Origin of the sequence: Kitasatospora sp. NPDC028055 (assembly GCF_040637885.1) — a bacterium.
Classification (GTDB): domain Bacteria; phylum Actinomycetota; class Actinomycetes; order Streptomycetales; family Streptomycetaceae; genus Kitasatospora.
The window spans coordinates 43031-67210 of record NZ_JBEZXE010000010.1 but is presented as its reverse complement, the minus strand read 5'-3'; the positions used below and the strand labels follow the sequence as shown (position 1 = coordinate 67210).

Annotated in this window: 21 protein-coding genes and 1 riboswitch; of the genes, 6 read left to right on the top strand and 15 right to left on the bottom strand. The window is 73.7% G+C overall.

The window, feature by feature from the left end; genetic code table 11:
* Positions 1-294: a transporter suffix domain-containing protein gene (locus tag AB0F71_RS14005; protein WP_360232541.1), complete on the bottom strand. Its 294-nt coding sequence runs from the start codon at positions 292-294 to the stop codon at positions 1-3.
* A gap of 115 nt (positions 295-409) precedes the next feature.
* Positions 410-552, top strand: a riboswitch (SAM riboswitch).
* Between the two features lie 199 nt (positions 553-751).
* On the opposite strand from AB0F71_RS14005, the gene AB0F71_RS14000 reads away from it, so the two are divergent.
* Positions 752-1465 (top strand): IclR family transcriptional regulator, encoded by a 714-nt coding sequence (locus AB0F71_RS14000; RefSeq protein WP_360232538.1) that lies wholly within the window; start codon positions 752-754, stop codon positions 1463-1465.
* Positions 1466-1554: 89 nt separating this feature from the next.
* Here the strand turns inward: AB0F71_RS14000 and AB0F71_RS13995 are convergent, their stop codons facing one another.
* The 3 genes from AB0F71_RS13995 to AB0F71_RS13985 form a co-directional block, all read right to left on the bottom strand.
* Positions 1555-3177 carry a sialidase family protein gene (locus tag AB0F71_RS13995; protein ID WP_360232535.1) on the bottom strand — a complete coding sequence of 541 codons (1623 nt, stop codon included), beginning with the start codon at positions 3175-3177 and terminating at the stop codon, positions 1555-1557.
* A gap of 273 nt (positions 3178-3450) precedes the next feature.
* Positions 3451-5790 carry an SAM-dependent methyltransferase gene (locus AB0F71_RS13990; protein WP_360232532.1) on the bottom strand — a complete coding sequence of 780 codons (2340 nt, stop codon included), beginning with the start codon at positions 5788-5790 and terminating at the stop codon, positions 3451-3453.
* A 16-nt stretch (positions 5791-5806) separates the two neighbouring features.
* Positions 5807-6133: a hypothetical protein gene (locus AB0F71_RS13985; protein WP_360232529.1), complete on the bottom strand. Its 327-nt coding sequence runs from the start codon at positions 6131-6133 to the stop codon at positions 5807-5809.
* A 194-nt stretch (positions 6134-6327) separates the two neighbouring features.
* Here AB0F71_RS13985 and AB0F71_RS13980 point away from each other — a divergent pair, with 194 nt between their 5' ends.
* Positions 6328-7044 carry a flavodoxin family protein gene (locus AB0F71_RS13980; protein WP_360232526.1) on the top strand — a complete coding sequence of 239 codons (717 nt, stop codon included), beginning with the start codon at positions 6328-6330 and terminating at the stop codon, positions 7042-7044.
* 87 nt (positions 7045-7131) lie between these two features.
* Here the strand turns inward: AB0F71_RS13980 and AB0F71_RS13975 are convergent, their stop codons facing one another.
* From AB0F71_RS13975 to AB0F71_RS13930, 10 genes are all read right to left on the bottom strand, one after another.
* Positions 7132-8346: a saccharopine dehydrogenase NADP-binding domain-containing protein gene (locus AB0F71_RS13975; RefSeq protein WP_360232523.1), complete on the bottom strand. Its 1215-nt coding sequence runs from the start codon at positions 8344-8346 to the stop codon at positions 7132-7134.
* Between the two features lie 78 nt (positions 8347-8424).
* Positions 8425-9138, bottom strand: coding sequence for an amino acid ABC transporter ATP-binding protein (locus AB0F71_RS13970; protein ID WP_360232875.1), 714 nt, complete (start codon positions 9136-9138; stop codon positions 8425-8427).
* A gap of 85 nt (positions 9139-9223) precedes the next feature.
* Positions 9224-10012, bottom strand: a complete 789-nt coding sequence (locus AB0F71_RS13965) for an amino acid ABC transporter permease (protein WP_360232520.1) — start codon at positions 10010-10012, stop codon at positions 9224-9226.
* Positions 10013-10068: 56 nt separating this feature from the next.
* Entirely contained in the window at positions 10069-11028 is a 960-nt protein-coding gene (locus AB0F71_RS13960; protein ID WP_360232517.1) for an ABC transporter substrate-binding protein, read from the bottom strand.
* 300 nt (positions 11029-11328) lie between these two features.
* Complete coding sequence (locus AB0F71_RS13955; RefSeq protein WP_360232514.1) at positions 11329-12669, bottom strand: MFS transporter; 1341 nt, start codon at positions 12667-12669, stop codon at positions 11329-11331.
* Positions 12662-13864, bottom strand: coding sequence for a cytochrome P450 (locus AB0F71_RS13950; protein ID WP_360232511.1), 1203 nt, complete (start codon positions 13862-13864; stop codon positions 12662-12664). Before AB0F71_RS13950 ends, AB0F71_RS13955 begins: the two co-directional genes overlap by 8 nt.
* 102 nt (positions 13865-13966) lie before the next feature.
* Positions 13967-14656, bottom strand: a complete 690-nt coding sequence (locus AB0F71_RS13945) for a DUF5825 family protein (RefSeq protein WP_360232508.1) — start codon at positions 14654-14656, stop codon at positions 13967-13969.
* A complete protein-coding gene (locus tag AB0F71_RS13940; RefSeq protein WP_360232505.1) occupies positions 14637-16580 on the bottom strand; it encodes a RiPP maturation radical SAM C-methyltransferase in 1944 nt (647 codons plus the stop codon). Before AB0F71_RS13940 ends, AB0F71_RS13945 begins: the two co-directional genes overlap by 20 nt.
* A 184-nt stretch (positions 16581-16764) precedes the next feature.
* Positions 16765-16926 carry a hypothetical protein gene (locus AB0F71_RS13935; protein ID WP_360232502.1) on the bottom strand — a complete coding sequence of 54 codons (162 nt, stop codon included), beginning with the start codon at positions 16924-16926 and terminating at the stop codon, positions 16765-16767.
* Complete coding sequence (locus tag AB0F71_RS13930) at positions 16877-18865, bottom strand: prolyl oligopeptidase family serine peptidase (RefSeq protein WP_360232499.1); 1989 nt, start codon at positions 18863-18865, stop codon at positions 16877-16879. Before AB0F71_RS13930 ends, AB0F71_RS13935 begins: the two co-directional genes overlap by 50 nt.
* 353 nt (positions 18866-19218) lie before the next feature.
* Between AB0F71_RS13930 and AB0F71_RS13925 the strand changes: the two genes are divergently transcribed.
* Complete coding sequence (locus AB0F71_RS13925; protein ID WP_360232872.1) at positions 19219-20286, top strand: polyprenyl synthetase family protein; 1068 nt, start codon at positions 19219-19221, stop codon at positions 20284-20286.
* Between the two features lie 68 nt (positions 20287-20354).
* Here the strand turns inward: AB0F71_RS13925 and AB0F71_RS13920 are convergent, their stop codons facing one another.
* Positions 20355-21266 (bottom strand): LysR family transcriptional regulator, encoded by a 912-nt coding sequence (locus tag AB0F71_RS13920; RefSeq protein WP_360232496.1) that lies wholly within the window; start codon positions 21264-21266, stop codon positions 20355-20357.
* Positions 21267-21368: 102 nt separating this feature from the next.
* Between AB0F71_RS13920 and AB0F71_RS13915 the strand changes: the two genes are divergently transcribed.
* The 3 genes from AB0F71_RS13915 to AB0F71_RS13905 are packed head-to-tail and all read left to right on the top strand — an operon-like array spanning position 21369 to position 24078.
* Positions 21369-21731 carry a DUF485 domain-containing protein gene (locus AB0F71_RS13915; protein ID WP_360232493.1) on the top strand — a complete coding sequence of 121 codons (363 nt, stop codon included), beginning with the start codon at positions 21369-21371 and terminating at the stop codon, positions 21729-21731.
* Entirely contained in the window at positions 21728-23488 is a 1761-nt protein-coding gene (locus tag AB0F71_RS13910; RefSeq protein WP_360232490.1) for a cation acetate symporter, read from the top strand. The genes AB0F71_RS13915 and AB0F71_RS13910 overlap by 4 nt, the downstream gene beginning before the upstream one ends.
* A 2-nt stretch (positions 23489-23490) precedes the next feature.
* Complete coding sequence (locus AB0F71_RS13905; RefSeq protein WP_360232487.1) at positions 23491-24078, top strand: cysteine dioxygenase family protein; 588 nt, start codon at positions 23491-23493, stop codon at positions 24076-24078.
* The last annotated feature ends 102 nt before the right edge of the window (positions 24079-24180 follow it).

Sequence of the window (24180 nt, the reverse complement as noted above, 5' to 3'; positions counted from 1 at the left end):
TCACTCCGCGGTCGGCGGCTGCTCGGCGGCGCGGCTGCGCCTCCGGAGCCCCAGGCGGGACCTGACCGCCCGGATGGCTTCCTTGCCGACGCCGGCCATGCCGATGAGGGCGCTCGTCTCGGCGACCACGAGTGTCCCGCCGAAGGCGGCGGCCTTGGTGCCGGAGTCCAGCGGGAGGAAGAGGATGACGAGGACGGCCACGTAGGTCAGGGCACTCAGGATGAGGAGCGCGATGCCGATCCTGAACCTGAGCGGCTTCTTCTGGGGTGCTGAGGTCGCCGGGGTCGCAGTCATGGAAATAGTTTAGAAATCTAAATAATCCGTGGTCAAGGACCCCGACGGGCTCCGGGGGCGGGGTGTTCGGGAAAGGCTTGGCGGGGCGCCCGGGAAATCTTGTATGGTTCTTCGCGAATCATCCAGAGGGGTGGAGGGACCGGCCCTACGAAGCCCCGGCAACTCCCCGTTCGACCCGGCGTCCGAAGTACGCGCCGTGCCGTCCGGGGTCAGTGCCAACTCCGGCCTGTCGCCAACGTGGCGCGGGGAAGATGAGGAGACACGGTGCTCTCAGTGCTGTCCTTCGCCCGGGCGCTTCCCGCCCCGGCCCTTTCGCGTACCCGTTTCGTGCTCGGCGCAGGCGATCTGCTGTCCCCGCAGGCCTGTCCCCGCTGACCACCCCGCTCCCACCCCAACGGAGCGCCCGTGAGCCGTACCCACCCGTCGCTCACGGGATCTGAGACTGGAGTACCCGTCCATGGAGAACACGAGCGGCGTCGGCGTGCTCGACAAGATCACCTCGATCCTCGGCACCTTGGAGGCCGGCCCGGCCACCTTGGCCGGGCTGGTCGACGCCACCGGCCTGGCCCGGCCGACCGCCCACCGGATCGCCGTCGCACTGGAGCACCACCGGCTGCTCGGCCGGGACCTCCAGGGCCGGTTCGTCCTCGGCCCGAGGCTTGCCGAACTCTCGGCGGCGGCCGGTGAGGACCGCCTGCTCGCCGCGGCCGGCACCGTCCTCACCCACCTGCGCGACGTCACCGGCGAGACCGCCCAGCTGTACCGCCGGCAGGGCGAGGTCCGGATCTGCGTGGCGGCCGCAGAACGCCTCTTCGGCCTGCGGGACACCGTGCCGGTCGGCCTCGCCCTGCCGATGAAGGTCGGGTCCGCCGCCCAGGTCCTGCTGGCCTGGGAGGAGCCCGAGCGGCTCCACCGCGGGCTCCAGGGTGCCCGGTTCACCGCCACCGCGCTCAGCGGGGTGCGGCGCCGGGGCTGGGCCCAGTCGATCGGCGAGCGCGAGCCCGGCGTCGCCTCCGTCTCCGCGCCGGTGCGCGGCCCGGCCGGCCGGGTGGTGGCCGCGGTCTCCGTCTCGGGGCCGATCGAACGGCTCAGCCGGCACCCGGGTGCGCGCCTGTCCCAGGCCGTCATCGAGGCGGCGGGTCACCTCACGGACGCGCTGCACCGGCCCTGACCGGGCCGCCGGCGCGGCTCGGACCTGAGCGTTCGAGGCCGAGCAGCCGTCGGCGCGGAGCGCTTCCGCGCCGGCGGCCGCCGGTCGGGTCAGCGCCGCAGGTGTTGCACGGCGCGCAGGCCGACGGCGGGCGCCCCGGTGCGCGCGCCGGTGTGCGCCGCCTGGGTGGTCGGTGCGGACGCGCCCGGGCTGCGCAGGGTGTCCGGCCGGAAGCGGCCGCTGTACACGTCGGTGGAGTTCAGCGGGGCGCCGCTGTTGGCGGTCACCAGCACCGGGCGGACCAGGCGGCCGTCGGCGATCAGGGCCTGGTAGTCGCCGAGGAAGTGGCCCCCGGCGTACGGCGCCTGGAGCCAGTCGAAGACCGGCGAGATCTGCCGCTCGACCGGACTGTTCTCGCCGCCGCGAGGGAAGCTGAGCAGCCAGGCGGCGGTGGGCAGCGTGGAGGTGTCGCCCGGGGTGAGGTAGCGCAGGTCGTAGTAGCTGACGGCCACGGTGCCGTCGGCCGTCACGGTGATGGACGGGGTGAACGCCGGTGCGCCCGGGGCCTGGTTGAGCCGGGTCGGGCCGCTCCAGGTCCGGCCGCCGTCCGTGGAGTGCACGAGTTGGATGGCGTCGTACCTGCCGCCGGCGGACTCCGAGCCCTCGTAGGCGAGGTACAGCTCACCGGTCTGCGGGTCGATCGCCACGCTGGGCAGACCGGCGCCGGCCCGGAGGGACTTGGTGGCGTCGGCGGGCGCGTTCGGGTGGACCTCGGGGACGGAGGTGTCGGCGGCGACCCGGACCGGCCGGCTCCAGGTGCGGCCCTGGTCGGTGGAGCTGACCATGCCGAAGTGCACGTCGCTGACGGTGGTGGCGGTCGCGTCGGTGAAGGTGATCCAGTCGAAGAAGTCGTACAGCGTGTCCGTGCGCGGGTCGACCACGATCTGGTTGCCGATGGTCTGGGTGTTCGGCGTCGTGGCGGTGGTCACGAAGGGTTTCGCCGGGGACCAGGTCCGGCCGTGGTCCCGGGTGACGGACAGGTAGCCCGGCCCGTCGAAGACCGGGGTCGGGCCGGCGGCCTGGTCCACCCGGTCCCAGACCTGGTAGGCCACGCCCGGGTGCACGGGGTCGGCGGTGACGGCGTTCTTGTCGTCGGTGATCGCCGGGTCGTCGTCGCTGATCAGCTCGGTGACGTGCTGCCAGCTGCGCCCGCCGTCGGTGGAGGTGGCGGCGGCCACCGCGCTGCGCGCCGTGGTGGCGTCGAAGACCAGGGCGCTGGCGTACGCGGTGCCGTCGGGGCCGAAGCTCACCCAGCCGTCGGAGGCCCGCTGGTAGGCCAGTCCGCCCGGCGCGCAGTGGGTGAAGGGCAGGGCGGTCTGGGTGAAGTGCACGCCGTCCGTGGTGTAGCTGGAGCTCAGGCCCCGGGCACCGCCGTTGGACCAGCGGTCCTGCTGGTAGATGGTGATCGTGTTCGCCGGGTCCAGCGGGTTGGCGGCGGCGTACGGTTCCTCCTCCGCGCCCGGGTAGTTGGTGCCGTCGCCGTCCGCGCCGAGGTCGCAGGAAGCGTACGGATCGCCGGGTGAGATCACGGCGAGCGGTGCGCCGGGCGAGGCGTCGGGCGGGTTCGTGCCGGCCGCGGCCGCACCGGCCGGGGTAGGGGTACCGGCGACGACGGCGGCGAGGAGGAGCGCTGCGGTCGCGGTGGCGAGCGGTGCCCTGGTGCGGAACTGCATGGAGACCCCCATGGTCGTCGGCGGGAGGTGCCTGGTGTCCTGGGTGGTGCTGCGCTGTGCTGCCCTGCTCCGGTGCCGAACGGGAGTCGGCACCCGGTCGGCCGCTCGGGATGCCCGGTCGGTCGGCCGCACGGGATGCCCGGTCGGCCGCGCGAGTCTAGCCAGCGGCAGGGGGCGCGCCAACGGTCCGCGCGCGCTCCTTACCGAGTCCGTACCATCGGCCGCCGTCCCCTCCCTGACCTGGGGTTATACGGGCCGTCCGGTGCGGTGCGTCTACCGCCCGCTCGCCCACAGGGCCTGGTGGACGGTCCGTAGGGCGGTGGCCGACTGTTCCCAGCCGTGCCACCAGAACAGCCCGCCGTCCTGGCTGGCCTCGGTGGCGAGGGCGGTCAGGTGGGCCCAGGGGCCGGGCGGGATGCCGAACCGGGGCCGGGCGGCGAGCCGTTGGGCTGCCTCGGCCTCGACCGGGACCATGCCGACCAGTGGGAAGGGTGTGCCGTCCGCGGTCCGGCCGGTGCCGTGCAGCATCGGGTGCAGGGTGATCGGGTCGAGCAGCAGGGTGAGCTCGGCGCCGGGCACCGGGGCCGGGCCGTCCTGCCAGCCGAGGCGCCGACCGCTCGACTCGGCCTTGAGCACGGGCCGTCCGTCGAGGGTGACCCCGTCCGCCGCGATCCGCAGCAGGGCACCGGCGTCCGGACGGGACGGCAGCCGCAGCCGGTAGTCCCCGTACAGACAGGGCGGGACGTCCGGCAGCGGCCGGTCGAAGGGGACGGTGACCGCGTCCACCTCGAAGCCCGTCGGGCCGAGCAGCACCGCCGCGGTGACGGCTTCGCCGTCGACGGTGACGTGCAGGCGCGGGAGCGCGCCGGGCGCGTCGGACACCACGTCCACCCGCACGCCCTCGGCCTGGTAAGCACCCACCAGGTCGGCGAGCGGCGGGGTCTCCGGCAGCGGGTACTCCGTCAGGCAGACAGTGCGCGCGACGGAGCCTGCTGCCTCAGTGGTACCGGCAGCGCTGACGGTTCCGACGAGTCGGCGCCGCCCGTCCCGGCCGAATTCGGTGCGCAGCTCGCCGCCACTGCCGTCCGGCTCGCGCCAGCGCAGCACGCCGCGCTCGTAGCGCGGGTCGGCGATCCGGCGGCCGTCGACGTGGACCCGGTGCCGGGGCGGGTCGGTCGCGCGGCCCAGGACGTAGACGGACAGCTCGCCGTCCGGCGTGCCGTACAGGCCCGTCCAGGGGTAGAGGGCGTCGGCCAGGACGGAGTCCAGGTCCTGGCGGAGCGACGGCCAGCCCGTGATGCCGTCCCGCAGCAGTGCGCGTGCCTCGGACTTGCGGGTCAGCAGGGTGCGCAGCCGTCGTGCGGCCTCCGGGGCGGGCCGGTGCCGTACGCCGCGGGCGGCGGCCTGGAGGGCGAGGTCCTCGCGCCGGGACAGCAGGGCGCGTTCGGCCGCGCCGAGCTCCGGTGGTGCCCAGTCGGCGACGGCGGCCGCGGGCTCGCGGACGTAGCGTTCGCGCAGGGCGCTGTCCTCGCCGAGGGCGAGGACGAAGCGGGCGCCGGCCGTGTCCTCCTGCCAGTGGTACGCGGCCGGGATGCGGAAGTCGGCGAAGCCGTCGAGGGCGGTGAGTTCCCGCGGGCCGTACTCGTCGATGGTGCGCAGCGGCCCGTCGGGCGGGCGGACGGTCTGGCCGGGCTGGAGCAGTCCGAGGCGGCGCAGCACCTGCGGGTCGGCCGGTGCGGCGGCGGTGGGGGCCAGGTACCAGGTGGAGGCGCTGGTGACGGTGCGCTGCACGGTCGGGTCGCGCAGGGCGGCGACGGTGTGCTCGGCGGTGACGGGTTCGAGGCCGCGGTAGCGGGCGCCGACGTAGTTGACCACGGTGTGGTCCGGTCCGTAGACCTCCTCCAGCCGGTCCAGCAGCACGGGCAGGTGCCGGTTGGTGAACCCGGCGCGCCGGTAGTCGAGTTCACCGACGATGCCGACCTGCCAGAGCACCAGGTGCAGGCCCGGGTCGATGCGCCGGCCGCGGATCAGCAGGTCGGAGGCCTCGAAGGTCTGCATGCCGGGGGTGCTCGGGTCCACCCCGAGGTCGGCGCAGAGCACGTCCAGGGCGCTGATGCCGGGCCGCATCACGGCACGGTGCCCCTCCCGGCGGGCGATCCGTACGGCGCGGTGGGAGGAGAGCACGAAGATGCCCGGGTGGCCGTAGAAGACCGCGGCCACCCGGCGCCCCGCGCGGACGAAGTGCAGGACGGCTTCGGACATCTGGACGTACGTCAGGTAGCGGTCCTTGGCGTCGTCGTAGAGGACACCGAGGTCGTAGGCGTCCGGGCGCCAGGCGTTGATCCGGACCACGGTGGCCGGGTCCGCCACGCAGTGGAAGACGTGGTCGGCCTCGCGGAGCAGGCGCTCGTCGGCCCGGGTGAACCCGGCCGCCTCGATGCCCGAGCCGAGCACCGTCAACTCGCCCCTGGCGCCGCTGGATTCACCGCCGGGAGGGCCGGCGGCGGCGATCGCACGGGTCAGTTCCGCCCACCGCTCCTGGTGCTCGCGCCGGGACGGGAACCGGTCGAAGGGGCGGCGGTAGCGGTGGGCGGAGGGGGAGTCGACGTCCATGCGCGCGGGGCTGGCCTCAGACCGTGTCGGGGGCGTCGGCGGCCCCGGCGGCCACGGGGGTGAGCTGCGGCGTCGCCGCGTCCACCAGCAGCGGGGGGTCGAGCTGCACGTACATCTGGACGACCTGCGGGGGCAGCGGAGCCATCTGGATGACCTGCGGCGGCAGCGGATCCATCTGGGTGACCTGCGGCGTGGGCTCCACCGTGTCCGCGAGGTCAGCCGGGTCCGCGAGGTGCACGAGCTCCGGGCCGCAGTCCCCGGCCAGGGCGAGGTCGACGTCCACGTCGATGTCCACGACGTCGACGGGAGTCCTGCTTGCGGTGAGCGTGATCACGGCGGTCACTCGTCCCCTCGGAGCCACGGTGGAAGGCGAGTTCATGCTACTGGCCGACCGCTCGCCCGAACAGGGGTGGCGACTTCCGCCCCGAGTCCGTCAGGCAACCGGCCCAGCCCCGCGCGCGCCAGCCGACCCGGCCTGGTGAGCTGTGCGGGGAGCCCGCCACCGACCGGCCTCCCGGACCGCCCGAAGGAGCCCCCGTGCCGGACCCGACGACCTCGTACGCCGACCTGCGCGCCCTGGTGATCAACTGCACCCTCAAGCGCTCCCCGGAGCGCAGCCACACCCAGGGCCTGATCGACGTCAGCACCGGCATCATGGAGCGCCAGGGTGTGCAGGTCGAGGTACTCAGGGCCGTGGACATCGACATCGCGACGGGCGTCTGGCCGGACATGACCGAGCACGGCTGGGAGACCGACGAGTGGCCGGTCATCTACTCGCAGGTCATGGCCGCGGACATTCTCACGCTTGCCGGACCTGTGTGGCTGGGGGACAACTCCTCCGTGATGAAGCGGGTGATCGAGCGGCTGTATGCGTGCTCGTCGATCCTGAACGAGCACGGGCAGTACGCCTACTACGGTCGGGTCGGCGGCTGTCTGATCACGGGCAACGAGGACGGCGCGAAGCACTGTGCGATGAACGTCCTGTACAGCCTCCAGCACCTCGGATACACGATCCCGCCGCAGGCCGATGCGGGCTGGGTGGGCGAGGCGGGGCCGGGGCCGTCGTACCTGGACGCCGGGTCCGGCGGGCCGGAGAACGACTTCACCAACCGCAACACCACCTTCATGACCTGGAACCAGCTCCACCTGGCCCGGATGCTCAAGGACGCCGGGGGCATCCCGGCGCACGGCAACCAGCGCTCGGAGTGGGACGCGGGCTGCCGCTTCGACTTCGAGAACCCCGAGCACCGCTGAGCCCGGCCGAATCGCGCGGTCGTTGCGCGGTGTCGGGCGGGCTGGGGGCGGTTGGGTCGGCGTCGTGCGCGTGAGCCCGTGACGGAGTCAGCGGCCCGGGGCGGTGCGGGGTGGGGTGGGGAGGACGCGGAAGGAGAGGCCCGCCGCGGTGAGGCGGTCGATCAGGGGGCGGCCCATGGCGACCGCCGTGGTGAGTTGGCCGGCCCGTGGGGGGAGGTCGTCGTAGGCGAGGCAGAGGGCGGACTCGGCGAGCATCTTGGCGGTCTCCTGGTAGCCGGGGTCGCCGCCGGTGACCTCGGTGAGGAGGGTTCGGCCGTCCTGGGCCCGGGCGGCGAAGCGGACGGCGAACCAGGAGCGGGCCCGCTGCTCGGGGCCCGGGCCGTCGCCGGGTTTGCGCAGCCGCTCCAGGGCGTGGCGCAGGGTGGGGAGTTGGGCGGCCAGGGCGAGGGCCGCGACGGCGGTGAGGCCGGCCAGGGCGACCGGTAGCCGGCGGACGGCCGCGTAGTGGGTGTAGCCGAAGTCCGGGCCGTACTCGTCCAGTGCGGCGGCGGAGCGGGACACCACCTGGGGGTCGATCGTGGGCATCGGCACGGCCCAGGCGCGGGCCGCCCGGGAGTGGTGCGGTCGGCCGGTGGGGGTGCGGACCAGTCGGCCCTTCGGCCGGGGCTCGACGGCACGGCGGGCGCGGGCGGCCCGGGCCATGGCCCGCGGCCGGGAGAGGGCCGTCAGCGCGGAGGCGAAGGTGCCGCCGGAGACGGTGCCGCCGACCCGGACGAAGCCCTCCACGGAGAGCCGGGCCACCGGGCCGCCGCGGCGGACCAGTTCGTCGACGGTGAAGAGCACGCCGAGGTCGTGCGGCACCGAGTCGAAGCCGCAGGCGTGCACCAGCCGGGCGCCGGTGGCCACCGCCCGCTCGTGGTGGTGGAGGTACATCCGGTCGACGAACTCCGGCTCGCCGGTGAGGTCCACGTAGTCGGTGCCGGTGTCCGCGCAGGCCGCCACCAGTGGTTCGCCGTGCCGCAGGTAGGGGCCGACGGTGGACACCACCACCCGGGCCGAGGCGGCCACCTCGCGCAGGGCCCGGTGGTCGGCGGCGTCGGCCACCAGCAGCGGGAGGTCGGCGCAGCGCGGGTCGATCCGCGCCAGCCGCGCCCGGACGGCGGCGAGCCTGCGCTCGTCCCGGCCGGCGAGGGCCCAGCGGCAGCCCTCGGGCGCGGCCCGGGCCAGGTACTCGGCGGTGAGCCCGCCGGTGAACCCGGTGGCACCGAACAGGACGAGGTCGTACGGGCGGGGCTCGGCCATCAACGTTCCCTACTCACGGGTAATCGACTGCGCCACGCTAGGAGTCCGGCGTGGCACTGTCAACGGCCGGGGCCGGGGTCAGAGCACGTCCGCGAGGAACTGCCGCAGGCGCGGGCTGCGCGGTGCGTCGAAGACCGCCCCGGGAGGGCCGGACTCGACCACCACCCCGCCGTCCATGAAGGCGACGCTGTCGGAGACCGAGCGGGCGAAGCCCATCTCGTGGGTGACCACCACCATGGTCATGCCCGCGCGGCCGAGGTCGGCCATCAGCGACAGGACGCCCTTGACGAGTTCCGGGTCCAGGGCCGAGGTCGCCTCGTCGAAGAGCATCACCTGGGGCTCCATGGCCAGCGCGCGGGCGATCGCCACCCGCTGCTGCTGCCCGCCGGACAGCCGGGCGGGGCGCACGTCGGCCTTGTGCCGCAGGCCGACCAGGTCGAGTTGGCGCAGGGCGGTCCCGGTCGCCTCCTCACGGGAGAGGCCCCTGAGCTTGCGGAGCGGGAGGGTGAGGTTGCGCAGGACGCTCAGGTGCGGGAAGAGGTTGAACTGCTGGAAGACCATGCCGACCTGTCGGCGCAGCAGGTCGGGGTCGCGGTGCAGGACGCTCTCGCCGTCCAGCAGGACGTCGCCGCGGTCGGGCTCCAGCAGGCGGTTGATCGTGCGCAGCAGGGTGGACTTGCCGGAGCCGGACGGGCCGATCACGGAGAGGGTGTGCCCCTCGGGGACGTCGAGGTCCACGCCGCGCAGGATCGGGGTGCCGCCCAGCGACAGGTGGAGGTCCCGGGTGGCCAGGCTGACCGGGGAGAACTGCGTGCGGGTGGCGGTGGTGGTGGTGGCGGCGGCCGTGGCGCTGGCCGTGGTGGAGGTGGGGCGGTGGTCAGACACGTGCCGCTCCTTCGGGGACGGGGGTGGACTCGGGCGCGGGCCGGGCCTCGGAGCGGGAGGCGGCGGCCGACGGTGTGCCGCGCCCGTTGCGAAGCCGCCGGTCGATCACGTTGACCAGGTGCGTCAGCGGCACGGTGAGCAGGAGGTAGAACAGGCCGGCGAGCACCAGCGCGGACTCGTTGCCGGTGGTGGCGGCGGAGTCCTGGCCGATCCGGAAGAGGTCGCGCTGATCGGCCGTCAGGCCGAGGAAGTAGATCAGGCTGGAGTCCTTGATCAGCGCGATGAGCTGGTTCACCCAGGCCGGCAGCACCCGCCGGACGCCGAGCGGGAGGATGATCAGCCGCATCGCCGCCGCGTACGAGAAGCCGAGCGCGCGCGCCGCCTCGAACTGGCCCGCCTCCACGCTCTGGATCCCGGAGCGGAAGATCTCCCCGAAGTAGGCGGCGGCGATCAGGGACAGTGCGAGGACCCCGAGCGGGTAGGGGTCCGGCCCCCAGATCTCCATCCCCTGCGGGGCCAGCCCCACGCCGATCAGCAGGATGGTGACCGCGGCCGGAAGACCGCGGAACACATCGGTGTAGACCCGGGCCGGCCAGCGCAGCCAGCGGGTCCGGGCGATGCCGGCCACCGCCAGCAGCAGCCCCAGGACGGTGCCGATGACGGCCGAAGTCACCGCGAGGATCAGCGTGTTGGGCACGCCGGTGGTGAGCAGGTCGGAGAGCGCGGAGCGCATCGATTCCCAGTTGAAGAACGTCTCCGCCAGCGTGCCCAGCTGGTCCACGTCGGCCTCCTTGTCGTCCGGGTCGGTGGTTCGGTGGTGGGGTGGTGGGGGGTGGGTCAGGGCGTCGGGGACGCGCCGGCCGGTGCGCCCGTGGTCGGGGCCGCCTTGACGGGCGGGTAACCGACCGAGCCGTTACCGGGCTTGAAGCCGTCCGGCACCGGGCGGCCCGGGTAGTACTGCTCCTGGAGGCGGGTCCAGGTGCCGTCCGCGATCACCTCGTCGAGGGCCTTGTTCAGCGCGGCGAGCAGCTCGGGGCGGTTCTGGGCGACGGCGAAGGCGGTCGGCGCGGAGCTGAGCTGCTTCTGGGCGAGGACCACCTTGCCGCCGCTGTCCTGGGCGCTCTTCTCGCCGATCTCCGCGGGCGAGATCCAGGCCTCGGCCGTCCCGGCCTTGAGCTGGTTCAGTGCGCCGTTGTAGTCGGGCACGCGCACCGGGTTGAGGTTGTTCTTGGTCGCGTAGTCGTCCTGGACGGTCCCCTGGACGACCACGACGCGCTTGCCCGCCAGCTGGTCGAAGGCGGTGATCGGCGAACCGGCGGGGACGTCCAGACCGAAGTAGCCGAAGTCGTAGCCGTTGGTGAAGGCCACCGTCTTCTTGCGGGCCTCGGTGACGGTGATGGACGAACTGCCCACGTCGAACTTGTGGTTGGCGACCTGCGACAGCAGCGAGGAGAAGTCCGTCGCCGCGAACTCCACCTTGAGGCCGGCCTTGGCGGCGACGGCGGTGAACAGGTCGTTGTCGAAACCGGTGAACTTGCCGTCCTTGAGGTACACGTTCGGCGGCGCGTCCGAGAGGGTGCCGACGCGTATCGTCCCCGGAACGGACAACTGGTACGGATTGTCGGCGGACTTCGCCGAGGAGGAGCCGCCGCCGCAGGCGGTGAGCGAGGCCAGCGAGGCGAGGACGGCGAGAGTGGTGACGAGAACCCGGCGCGGGCCCATGGAGGCTCCAGAGGTGTGGTGGTGAGGGGACGCGCGGCCGACCGGCCCGATCCGGCCCAGTCCGGTCCGGGACATACGGGGACCGTGGACCGTGGACCTGAGCAGGGCGAACGGCAGCGCACGACCGCACGGATCAGGGCGGTCGCGGAAAGGGCGAGCGGAAGAAAGGAGGGAAGGGAAAGGCAGGAAGGAAACGGGGGGACGCGAGCGCCCGGCGTCAGAGCCGGAAGAGGGCGTGCGTCAGCAGCTGGGGCGACAGCTCATCGCCGTCACACGGCGCAGGTCGATGTGCCTGCGCGAAACGAGGTAGCCAGCCATGCGGGCACTATGCGTGGTGATCGTCGGCGGAGTCAAATCTCCGCCGACGCCACGGCCTCACAGTTCGCGGATCACGCGCCTGGTCAGCGCGTACCCGAACGCGCCGGTCAGGCACAGTCCGGTCGTCGCGAACACCGCCCGGGCCCCGAAGGCGTCCACGGCCGCGCCGGCCGCGATCACCGATAGCGGGAAGACCCCCAGCGCGCAGAAGGTGATCGCCGCCATGACCCGGGCCAGCAGTGCGGGCGGGGTGCCCCGTTGCACGCCGGTGACGACCAGGACGTTGGTCACCGTGCTGGCGCCGCCGGCCAGGAGGAGCAGCAGCACGGCGCCGACCAGGCCGGTGAACGGCACCAGGCCGATCGCCGCACCCATCACCAGGCCGGAGAGCATCGCCGTACGGCCGCGCGAGCGCAGATCGGTGAGGCCGGCCGCGAAGAGGCCGCCGACCAGCGCACCGCCGGTGAAGGCGGCCAGCAACAGGCCGAGCCCGACGGCACCGGCGCCGAAGCCATGGGTGGCCAGGGTCGGCAGGGCGACGCGGGTGGCGCCGCCCACCGTCAGATTGGCGATCACCGTCACCGTCAGCACCGCGCGCAGCAGTGGCGACTCCCGCAGCAGGGCACGGAAGTTCCTTGGTACGGAGGCGCGTTCGGAGATCGGGCCGGGCGGGGCGACCGGGCTGCCGCGACCGATCAGCAGCAGCGTCGCCGCCGACACGGCGAAGGTCGCCGCGTCCAGGCCCAGCGCGGCGGCCGGGTCCAGCCAGGCGACCAGCGGGCCGGCCAGTGCCGGGCCGAGCAGCCCGGCGCCGAAGGTGACCGTGCTGTTCAGGGCGTTGCCCGCATGCAGGTCCGCGGCGGGCAGCAGGGTCGGGGTGATCGCCCAGGCGGCCGGCAGGAACACCCCGGCGCCCAGGCCGACCAGCAGCGCCAGCCCGCCGATCAGCCGGAAGTCCGCCACCCCGGCGGCGGCCACCGCGCACAGGGCGGCGGTGGCGAGCAGCCGGCCGAGGTCGGCGGCCAGCAGCACCCGCCGGGCGCCGAACCGGTCGGCGAGCATCCCGCCGAGCGGGGTGGCGGCCAGCCGGCCCGCGCCGTAGGCGGCGACCACCAGGCTCAGTTGACGGGCGCCGCCGGCGAGGGAGTAGACCAGCAGCGGCAGGGCGACCACCTGGAAGGCGTTGCCGAACTCCGAGGTGGCCTGGCCGATCACCAGCAGCCGGAAGCCGCGGGCGCGCAGCGGCGCCAGGCCGAACCGGGGACGGAAACGCAACAGCCTTGCGGCGCGGGCTGGTTGCGCGTGGCCGTCTGCTTCCGTACGGCCGCCCGGCTCCGTACGGTTGTCCGCTTCCGCGCCGCCCTGCCCGTCGCTGCTCGTGCCGGTGCGGCTAGCCATCGAGCGACACCGGCAGCGACTCCAGGCCGCGCAGCATGATGGTGTTGCGCCAGGGCAGGGTCTCCTCCGGGGCGGCCAGCTCGATCCGGGTGAAGCGCGACAGCAGGCCGGTGAGCGCGACCTCGCTCTCCAGTCTGCCGAGGAAGGAGCCGAGGCAGCGGTGCAGGCCCTGTCCGAAGGCCAGGTGGCCGGGGTCGCCCCGGTCCAGGATCAGCCGGTCGGGGTTGGTGAAGCGGGCCGGGTCCCGGTTGGCCGCGCCGAGCGAGAGCAGTACCAGTTCGTCCGCCGGGATCTCGACGTCGTCGACCATCACGTCGGCGTTGGTGAACCTCAACGTGGCCATGCTGACCGGGGATTCGTAGCGGAGGAACTCGTCGACGGCGACCGGCATCGACGCCGGGTCGGCGCGCAGCAGGGCGAGCTGGTCGGGGTGGTGGAGCAGCGCCAGGGTGGCGGTGCCGAGCAGGTTGACGGTGGTCTCGTGGCCGCCGATCAGCAGCAGGAAGACCATCGAGAACACCTCCCGCTCGGTGAGTTCGCCGGCGTCCCGGGCCTGCACCAGGTCGGTGAGGATGTCGGCCTTCGGCGAGGCCCGCCGGGCTGCCATCAACTCCCGTAGGTAGTCGTTCAGTTCCTCGGTCGCCTGGGCGAACGTCAGGTCGCCGCCCTGGGTGAGGATCGCCGTCGACCAGGTGCGGAAGGCCTGCATGTCCTCCGGGGGGAAGCCGAGCAGTTCGCAGATGATCATGATGGGCAGCGGGAAGGCGAAGTCCGTGATCAGATCGGCGGTGCCCCGGCCGCGCAGCCCGTCCAGCAGGCCGTCGGCGGTGCGCTCCACCAGCGGCCGCATCTCGTCGACCCGTCGGCGGGTGAAGACGCCCTGGATCAGGCGGCGCAGCCGGGTGTGGTCCGGCGGATCGCTGTTGAGCATGTGGACGACCTCGGAACCGAGCGTCAGTCCGGCGCCGCGCCCGCTCGCGATGGCCTGGCTGCGGCGGACGTCCTGCCCGAAGCGTGGATCCGTCAACGCGGCCCGGACGTCCTGGTAGCGCGTCACCAGGTAGACCGGCAGCCCCTCGCCGAACTCCACGACGGAGACCGCGCCGGCCTCGCGGATCCGGGCGAGCGTGGGGTACGGGTCGCGGATGAAGGCGGCCATCCGGGCTGCGGCGTCGTCGTCGACCGCGGTGGTCATGGATCTCTCTCCTCGGGCTCGGAACTCGTGCGACTGGGAAGCCGGGTGGCCGGGTGGCTGGGCAGCCGGGTGGCTGGGAAGCCCGGGCAGTGGTGAAGGCCGTCAGACCGTCAGCGAGGGGAACGGCCAGCGGCGCACCCGCATCGGCAGCAACCAGGCGCGGCCCGCCTGTTCGGCGATCAGCCCGGCCTCGGCGAAGTCCCGGCGGACGGCGTCCGGCAGCCGGTCGACCTCGACGCCCTCGGACAGCGCCTCCAGCTGTGCCAGGTGGCCCGGTTCGTCGATGGTGAAAAGCTCCAGCGTCCCGAAGCGGCGGTCCCGCACCTCGACGAAGCCGGGGCCGCGCCGGAGCACGCACTTGCTCGGGAAGTACGTGGCGCGCCAGTCGGCGAGCACCTCCTGCGGGCCACCGGTCAACTGCTCGGGCGGGTACAGGTGGTGGAACCGGCGCTGGGCCGCGCAGCCGTCCGGGCAGACCGCCTGCCAGAGCACGGCCAGCCCCTGCCCGGTCGCCTCGCGCAGCAGCATCAGCGCCCGGGCGGAGGCCGCCGGGGCGTCCGCGCACAGCCGTACCGGCTCGGTCAGCCGCAGGCAGCGGACCCCGGCCCGGTGCAGCTCGGTGACCTCCGCCTGCGCCGGGCCGGTCAGGGCGCGGCGGCCGAGCGCGAAGCCCGGCAACTCCCGTACGTCAGGGTCGTAGTCGAGCCAGAGCTCGACCTCGGGGGCGGCCGCGCGCCAGGCGGCGGCGCCACTACCGTGCAGCCCGGTCCGTTCAGCCGATCGGGACGGCATCGGGCACCTCCTCGGTACGGGTACGGGCACGGGTGGCGGTGAGGGGGCGGGCTTCGGCTTCGGCCTCGGGACCGTGCCGGTGCCGCATCCGCATCAGCACCTGGTTGTCGGACTCGACGGCGACCTGGAGGTAGCCGTCGCCGTCGTGGAACAGCAGGCCCAGCGCGGTGAAGTGCTCCAGCACCGGCGCGACCGCCGCCGCGCCGCCGGGGACCTTGGCGGCCAGCGTGGCGGCCGAGCGGGGCCGGTCGAGCAGCCGGAAGACGGCGAGTTCCACCGGATCGGTCAGTTCGACCGCCCGCCAGTCGTACCCGGGGCGGGTGTTGACGAGCACGATCCGTGCGCCCGCGTCCCGGTAGCTGAGCCGGCTGTCGGGGAACCGCGCGAGCCAGGTGTCCACCGCCGCGCTCAGCCGCTCCGCGAGGTCGCCGCCGATCCCGCGCGGGGGCGCGCTGAACACGTAGGCCAGTTCGTTGAGTTCGCTCTCGGGGAGGCGGTAGGTCGCGCGGTACTGGAGGGCCGGCCGGGTGATCGCGAAGCCCAGCTCGGGGCGGTCGAAGTACGGGCTGAACCGCTCGATGGCGATCCGCCCCGCCCCGGTCGGCGGGTCGAGGTGGTGCAGCACGGGCAGTTGGCGGATCACCGACTCGTAGTCGTCCGGCTGTTCGCCCGGGAAGCCGTAGAGGTAGTTCCAGGTGACCGAGACCCCGGCGCTCTGCGCGTCCCGCAGTGCGCGGACGTTCTGGCAGCCGGTCACCCCCTTGTCCATGATCCGCAGGACCCGGGTGCTCAGGTTCTCGATGCCGGGCTGGACCTGGGCCGCGCCGGAGTCGCCGAGCAGCTGGAACTGGTGGCGGCGCAGGTTGGCCTTGATCTCGAAGTGCAGCCGCAGGTCGACCGGGAGTTCGGTCAGCGATTTCAGGACGGTGTCGAAGTAGCCCATGTCCAGGATGTTGTCGACCACGTAGACGTCCAGCAGCTGGTGGCGCTCGGCGAGGGTGAGCACCTCGGCGAGGAAGTCGGCCGGCGGCTTGGAGCGGAAGGCCATCGAGGAGCCGTTGAGCCCGCAGAAGGTGCAGTGGTGCTTCTCGCCCCACCAACAGCCGCGGGAACCTTCGAGGACCAGCTTGGGGTCGACCCAGCCGGCCGCGACGGAGGCGTCGAGCCGCTCGAAGAAGCCGTCGTAGCGGGGTGTGAGGATCGCGGCGGGCGGCAGCGGTCGCTCGGCCATCGGATTGGCCGTCGACCTCCCGGTGGCGTCGCGCCAGCACAGGCCGGGGACGGTGGAGGGGTCCTCGCCCGCCAGGAGTGCGGGGAAGGCGGCCTCGCCCTCGCCGCGCACCACGTAGTCCAGGAAGGGGAAGTTGCGGTGCAGTGCGGCGCCCTGCGGACCGTCGCAGTTCGCGCCGCCGAAGACCGTGCGCACCTGGGGGCAGCGCTGCTTGAGCAGCTTCGCGGCGGCGAGGCTGGCCGTGTTCTGCTGGAAGGTGGTGGTGAATCCGACCAAGTCCGGTGGGTCGTCGGCGAGTTCGTCGACCAGCCGGGCGATGAACGCGGGGGCGAGGGCCCGGACGGACCGGGTCAGGGCGATCTCCTGCGGGCTCGCGCCGTTGGCGGCCAGGTAGGCGAAGTAGTCGGCGGAGCCGTCGCGGTCGCCGCCAGGGTCGACGCCGTTCTCGTCGTCGTACAGCGCGCCGGCGAAGGCCCAGTCGCCCGCGCCCTGGAAGTACGACTTCTCGGAGAAGTACTGGTAGTCGTCCACGCCGAAGCCGGCGGTCCCGGCGGCCCAGTCCACGAAGTCCAGGTTGGCGTACCGCACTTCGGTCTCGTGCCCGGCCCGGGCGGCGGCCGTGTGCAGGATCCCGAGGGCCAGCGAGGGCACGTCGATCGCACCCCAGGGCATGTGCAGCAGGACGATACGCATGGTGGCCACTTCTGTCGGTCGAGGGCGGTCGCGGTCGGTCACGGGACGGTTGGCGGTCGGTCGCGGTCGGTCGCGGTCGGTCGTGGTCGGTCACGGGACGGTTGGCGGGCGGTCGCGGTCGGTCACGGGACGGTCGGCGGGGTGTCGCTCCGGGGCACCGCGGGCGCCCCGGAGCGACGGTGGGTCACTTGTCCTTCTGCTCCGGCTTCGGCTTCGGCTGCCCCTTGAGGGCAGGCGCGACCGCTGCGGCCTTGGTGAGGTCGAGCGAGAAGTTCTGGACCACCACGGCGCCCCGGTCACGCTCCGGGGTGCCGATCGGGTCGTTCTGGATGCTGCGTCGCTTCATGGTTGTTCACCTCCTTCCATCGGATCGGTGGGTGCCCCGGGGCGGTCGCCCCGGGGTGTCCGGGGAGCGGTGCCGGCCAGGCGCGCCCGGCGAAGCGGACCATCGCCTCCAGCACCGATCGGTGGTCGGCGGTCCGGCGGCTGTAGTGGCCGCCGTCCACCCAGTGCAGCTCGTGCGGCACCGCCAGCCGGCGCAGGTCCGCGGCGTACCGGTCGACCTGTTCGGGCGGGCAGCGCTCGTCGGTCCGCGAGGCGACCAGCAGGACGGGCGAGCGGACCCGGTGCACGTACGAGCGCGGGTCGGCCGCGCGGTAGCGCTCGGGGACCTCGTCCGGGGTGCCGCCGAAGAGCTGGCGGTCGACCTCGCGCAGGGCGGGGGTGGTGGTGCGGTAGGTGGCGGGGTAGTCCGCGATCGGCTGGGCGGCCATGCCGAGCGTCCACAGCTCGGGCTGAGCGCCCAGCGCGAGGAGGGTCAGGTAGCCGCCCCAGGAGAACCCGCAGAGGCCGGTGCGCTCCGCGAGCGCCGTGCCGTCGGCGACCAGTTCGGCGCGGACGGCGGCCAGGTCCTCGATCTGGGCCAGGCCGACCCGGTGGCCGTAGTCGTGCTGCCAGCCGGAGCCGTAGCCGGTGGAGCCGCGGTAGTTGGTGCGCACCACCGCGTAGCCGTGGCGCACCAGGGCGTTCACCCGGGGGTCGTAGGAGTCCCGGTCGTGGGTGGCGGGGCCGCCGTGGACCAGGAACAGGGTCGGCCACGGGCCGGGGCCGGCCGGGGTGCTGACGAAGCTGTGGATCCGCCCGTAGGGCTGGGGCGTCCAGCGTCTGCTGCGGCGGGTGCGGTCATCGCCCTCCGGAGCGTGGTCCGGGGCGGGGTGGGGCGGCTTCTCGGCGCCGGGGCGCAGGACCAGTGGGCGGGGCGGGGTCGACTCCCGGCTCCAGACGCAGTGCAGGGTGCCGTCCGGGGCACAGGACAGGTCGTGGATGGTGCCGCCGGGGGTGCGGATCTCCCGGGCGGGCGCGGGCGCGGGCGGGGGCGCGGGCGGGGACGGGGCCGGTTCTGCCGGTGGGCCGAGAGCGGCCGGTAGGTCGAGGGCGGTCGACGGGCCGAGGTCGGCGAGGAGCAGTCGGCTCCGCCCGGCCCGCTCGTGCTGGATCAGCACCCCGTGCGGCCCGCCGTACCAGCCGGCCGAGATCTGCGAGTCGAATGACAGCTCCGGGTGTCTTCGCAGGCCCGAGTCCGCCCGCCAGGTCGCGACGGAGTACCGCTCGTCCTCCTCGATCACCAGGAGGAGCTCGGGTTCGCGCACGGCGAGGGGGTTGAACTCGATCGGCCAGAGCCGCAGTCGGGGGCTCCCGGCGAGCCGCGTCGCACCAGCTGGCGCGTAGGACGGCGCGCGGTGCGGCGCTCGGTCCGCCGACGGGTGCGGCGGTGCGTCCGTCGGCCACAGGAGCACCGCGTCGTCCCCGTCGGGGCGTCCGCCGAGGGCGAGCAGCCGGCCGTCCGGGGACAGGTCGGCCAGGCCCAGGTACCCCGGCGCCGAACCGATCGGCCGGGCCTCGCCCGCAGGCGGGCCGACGTAGCAATGCGAGGTGTCGCCGGTCCCGACGGCCACCGCCGCCAGCGCGCCGGTCCGGTCGAAGGCGACGCCGTAGGCCCGGCCAGGCGGCACACCGTGCAGTGCCGCGCCGCGCGCACCGCCCGTGAACGGCTCGCGCCACCACCGGCCCTCCCCGGCGCCGTCGGAGTCGAACCACCAGATGGCCTCGCCGTCCGGTTCGATCTCGCTCAGGTGGACGCCCTCGGGCCGGTCGGTGACCACCCGGCGCCGGTCCGTCCGCCGGTCCCAGGCGACCGCCTGCCAGCGCTCCTCGACGAGCCGGGTCTCGACCGCGCGGTCGGCCGCCAGGGTGGCGAAGCCGGGGGACTGGAACGCCTGCGTCACGGACCCGGCCCTTTCGGTTCGACGGTGGGAACAGAGCGCGCTGAACGTGCCGGGGCCGGTGGACCGGTGTGAAGGCCGGGTGAACCCGCGTGAAGAAAAGGTCACTTGCGGAGGATCGCGGCCACTCTAGGAGGGTGTCGCGGTCACGACCAGACCTCTCGCACAGATGGCCGAAAGACAGCTGGGATGAATCCGTCGGCCGTCCGAGTGCCGCTGCGCCCGGCCGGACAGCCGCTCCGCCCCGCCGAGCTGCCCCGCCGCCCCGACCCCGCCGCCCCGCCGAGCTGCCCCGACCCCGGCGGTGCGGGCGGTCCCGGGCGGATGCGAAGGTGGACGGCGTGAACGAGACGATCATGGCAGCCGCCCGCGAACGGGCCGCCGGGCACCGGCGCCGCTTCGACCTCCGATTCGAGGCCTACTTCGACGCCCTGCCGGAGCGCCTCGACACCCCGCCGCTCAGCCGCTTCACCCCGCGCAGCCTGGAGCTGCTCCGGGACCTCTCGCTGCGCGGCGGCAAGCGCCTGCGGGTCGCCCTGCTGTACGAGGCGGCCCGGCTCGTCACCACCGACCCGGTGCCCGGCCTGGCCGAGGCCGCGCTGAGCATCGAACTGCTCCAGACGCACGGGCTCGTCCACGACGACATCATCGACGACGCGGCCGTGCGCCGCGGCGGGCCCTCCACCTACTACGCCTACCGCCGGGAGTTCCCGGAGTCCGAGCGGACCGCGCTCGGCCTGGCCGTTCTGGCCGGGGACCTCGCCGCCTTTCTCGCGATGCGGGTCCTGCTGGAGGCGGACGTACCCGCCGAACTGCGCCAGGCGATGCTGGAGGTCCAGCTGAACGCGGGGGCCGAGACGGTCGCCGGCCAGATCGTGGACCTCGAACGCGACTTCCGGCCGCTCCCGGACGAGGAGTTCCTGCACACCGTCTGCGAGTACAAGTCCACCCGGTACTCCGTGCTCGCCCCGCTGCGGCTGGGGCTGCTGACCGCCGGCGAGGACGTGGCCCGCCACGACGCGCGGCTGCGCCGGTACGCGACCCTGGTCGGCATCGGCGGCCAGCTGCGCGACGACTACCTCGACCTGTTCGGTGAGGAGGACGCCACCGGCAAGTCGACCGGCGCCGACCTCCGTGCGGGGCGCCGCAGTTACGCGGTGACCGCGCTGCTCACCGCGGCGGACCAGGCGCAGCGGGCCCTGGTGGAGTCCGCGCTCGGCGACCCGCAGTGCCCGGCCGCCACGGTCGACCGGGTCCGCGAACTGGCCCGGCTGCTGGGCGTGGACGGGAAGCTCCGTGCCGACATGCGGCGCTGCGCGGAGGCGGCCCGCGCGGAAGCCCAGGGCTGGCGACCGTACTGGCGGGAGGAGGCGGTGGCCTTCTTCGAGGGCCTGCCGCTGTCGAACGTGATCCCGGGCGCGTGATCCCGGGCGCGTGATCCCGGGCCGTGATCCTGGGGCGTGATCTGGCGACAGGGCGTGCCCGGGCGGGATCAGAACGCCCCCGGGAGCCCCGGCCCGCCGGCCTCGCCCGTCGTCCAGTCCCAGTCCGCGATGGCGTCGCGCAGCAGCCGGGCGGCGGTGGGCAGGCGTTCGCCGAGGCGCCAGTGCAGGGTGAGGGCGCGTCGGCAGTCGGGGCTGTCGACGTCGACCCACACCAGCGGGACGCGGGTGGCGGTGCGTCGGGCCAGGGCGGGCACCAGGCCGATGCCCAGGCCCGCGCTGATCAGTTCGGCGATGGCGCCGGCCTCGTCGCCCTCGCAGACGATCCGGGGTGCCAGGCCCTGGGCGGCGAACAGGCGGTCCAGCAGCCGGCGCTGCCAGTGCCCGGGGCGGGCGGCGATGAAGGGCTCGTCGGCGAGCTCCTCGACGCCCACCGAGGCGCGCCCGGCCAGCGGGTGGCCGAGCGGCACGGCCAGTCCCACCTCCTCGTCGAGGAGCCGGACGGATTCCAGGCCCTCGACGGCGATCGGCTGGGAGGCGACGGCCAGGTCGACCTCCTGGGCCCGCAGCTGCCGGGCCATCTCGGCGACGGTCAGCTGGTGCAGTTCGATCTCCACGCCGGGGTGCTCGTGTTTGAACGCCGCCAGCGGGCCGCTGAAGGCCAGGAAGGTCTCCGAGGCGAGCCGGACCGTGCCCAGTCCCTCCCCGGTCGCCTCGGCCACGGCCCGTCGGCCCGCCTCCAGTTCGCCGAGGGCGCGCTCGACGTAGCCTCGGAACAGGTGCCCGGCCTCGTTCAGCCGCAGCCGCCCGCCGCGCTCGAACAGCGGTGTGCCCAGTTCGGCCTCCAGCCGGGCCACCGAGCGGCTCAACGACGGCTGGGCGACGCGCAGTTCCGCTGCCGCCCGGCTCAGGTGCTCCAGCCGCGCCACCGCCAGGAACTGGGTGAGCGTGTGCAGGTCCACCGGTGGATCCCCCCTGAGTCGGACGCGCGTTGATCGCTCGTCTACCGGGGGATCCTACGGTCGGCTCGTTCGACACGTTCCGTACCGCTCAGAAGGATTCCCATGATCGACCCGGCCGCGCCGTCGCGCGGTGACACCCCCTGGATCGGCGACGATCCGCGCTTCGCCCGACTGCGCGCCAGCTACCGCAGGTTCGTCTTCCCGGTGACGGCGGCGTTCCTGCTCTGGTTCCTGGCGTACGTGCTCTGCTCGGCCTACGCCCGCGGCTTCATGGCGGCCGAGGTCGTCGGGAACATCAACGTGGCGCTGGTCTTCGGGCTGCTGCAGTTCGCCTCCACCTTCGGCATCGCCCTGGCCTACGGCCGGTTCGCCGCCCGGCGGTTGGACCCGCTGGCCGAGGAGCTGCGCAGGGCCGCGGCTGCTCTCCCCGGCGACGAGCACGAGCTGACGGGGAGCCGGGCATGACTCAGCACCTTCCGTTCGCCGCTGCCGCCACCGCCACCGCCCCCACCGCCACCAGCACGGCGCAGGAGTCCTCGCACCAGGGCCTGACCATCGGCCTGTTCGTGGCCCTGGTGGCGGTGACCCTGGTCATCACCCTCTGGGCGCGGCGGAGCACCCGGGGCACCGGCGGCTTCTACACCGGCGGCGGCCAGTTCTCCGCGCTGCAGAACGGCATCGCGATCTCGGGCGACTACCTGTCCGCGGCGTCCTTCCTCGGCATCGCGGGGATCATCGCGCTCTCCGGGTACGACGGCTTCCTCTACTCCATCGGCTTCCTGGTGGCCTGGCTGGTCGCACTGCTGATGGTGGCCGAACTGCTGCGCAACACCGGCCGGTTCACCATGGCGGACGTGCTGGCGGCGCGGCTGCGCAGCGGGCCGATGCGGACCGCGGCCGGGGTGTCGACCATCGTGGTGTCGATCTTCTACCTGATCGCGCAGATGGTCGGCGCGGCGACGATCGTCGGCCAGCTGCTCGACGTCAAGGGCGCCGCCGCGCAGATCTGGACCATCGTCGGGGTCGGCGCCCTGATGATCGTCTACGTCGTGGTCGGCGGGATGAAGGGCACCACCTGGGTGCAGATCGTCAAGGCCGGGCTGCTGATCGCCGGCGCGGCCGTGATGACCGTGTGGGTGCTGGCGAAGTACGGCTTCGATCTCGGCCACCTGCTCGGGGACGCCGCCTCGGCGTCCAAGAAGGGCGAGGCCTTCCTCCGGCCCGGCCTCAAGTACGGGGCGACGGACGGCTGGTCGAAGCTGGACCTGGTCAGCCTCGGAGTGGCCCTGGTGCTCGGCACCGCGGCGCTGCCGCACGTGCTGGTGCGCTTCTACACCGTGCCGACCGGCCGCGACGCGCGGAAGTCGGTGAACTGGGCGATCGGCATCATCGGGGTCTTCTACCTGATGACCCTGGTGCTCGGCTTCGGCGCGGCCGCGCTGGTCGGCACCGCGACGATCAAGGCGAAGGACCCGTCCGGCAACACCGCCGCCACCCTGCTGGCCGAGCACCTCGGCGGGGGCGCCGGCACCACCGGGGGCTCGCTGATGCTGGCCTTCATCGCGGCGGTGGCCTTCGCCACCATCCTCGCGGTGGTCGCGGGGCTCACCCTGACCTCCTCGTCCTCCTTCGCCCACGACCTGTACGCCAGCGTGATCCGCAAGGGCCGGGCCACCGAACGGCAGGAACTGGTCACCGCGAAGGTCGCCGCCGTGGTGATCGGCGCGGTCGCGGTCGCCCTGTCGATCTTCGCCAGGGACCTCAACGTGGCCTTCCTGGTGGCCCTGGCCTTCGCCATCGCCGCCTCGGCCAACCTGCCGGCGATCCTGCTGACCCTGTTCTGGAAGCGCTTCACCACCTTCGGCGCCAAGTGCGGCATCTACGCGGGGCTGGTCGCCTCGATCGGTCTGGTGCTGCTCTCGCCGATCTGCTGGGGCGGCGCGAGCGGCACCGTCCCCGCCGTGAAGCTCACGGCCGCCCAGGCGAAGGACTGCGGGGTGGACGCGTCCAGCAAGCAGGTCGGCAACGCCACGGCGCTGATCTCCTGCACCACCACGGCGCCGGTGCCGTTGCAGAACCCGGGCGTCCTCTCCATCCCGATCGGCTTCGCGGCCGCCGTCCTCGGCTCGCTGGCCGGCGGTCGCCGCCGCCGGGACGAGGACGCGGACGGGCGCGGCTTCGCCGAGCTGGAGGTCCGTGCGCTCACCGGGGTGGGGAGGTAGCCGTGGCCACCGGATCCAACCTCGACGAGTTCCTCGCCGACCTCGCGCGCTACGCCGCCGCCGAGGTCCTGACCGCCCAGCTCACCGCGGACACCCTGCGCAAGTACCTGCGCGCCGGGCTCATCGTCCCCGAGGACCTGTGCGCCGGTGACACCGAGGGCTACTCCCAGCGGCTGCTGCACGCCGAACCCACCCACTCCGTGGTCGCCCTGACCTGGCTGCCCGGGCAGTCCACCCCGATCCACGACCACGTCGCCTGGTGCGTGTCGGGCGTGGTGGAGGGCGTCGAGGTGGACGAGGCCTTCCGGCTGTGGCGGCTGCCCAGGTCCGGCCGCCGGGTGCTGGCACCGTACGCCCGGACGACCTGCTCGGCCGGCCGGGTGCAGCTCCTGGTGCCGCCCGACGAGGACATCCACCGGGTGTCGAACGGCGGCACCGGGCGCGCGGTCTCCCTGCACGTCTACGGTGCGGACATCTCGCAGAACATGGGCACCTCGATCAACCGGGTGTTCGGACAGGCGGTCGTGGACCGTCCGCCGGACGGGGCCCGCCTGGTCAGCTGGCGGAGCCCGGAGGGCCTCGCTCCCTGAGCTGCGTGACCAAACCCGTCCCCGTGCGCCGGGGGCCCGGACGGCCCCCGGCGCACGCCACCCTGGTGCATCATGTCCGTGATCATTCGGGGGGTGCGATGG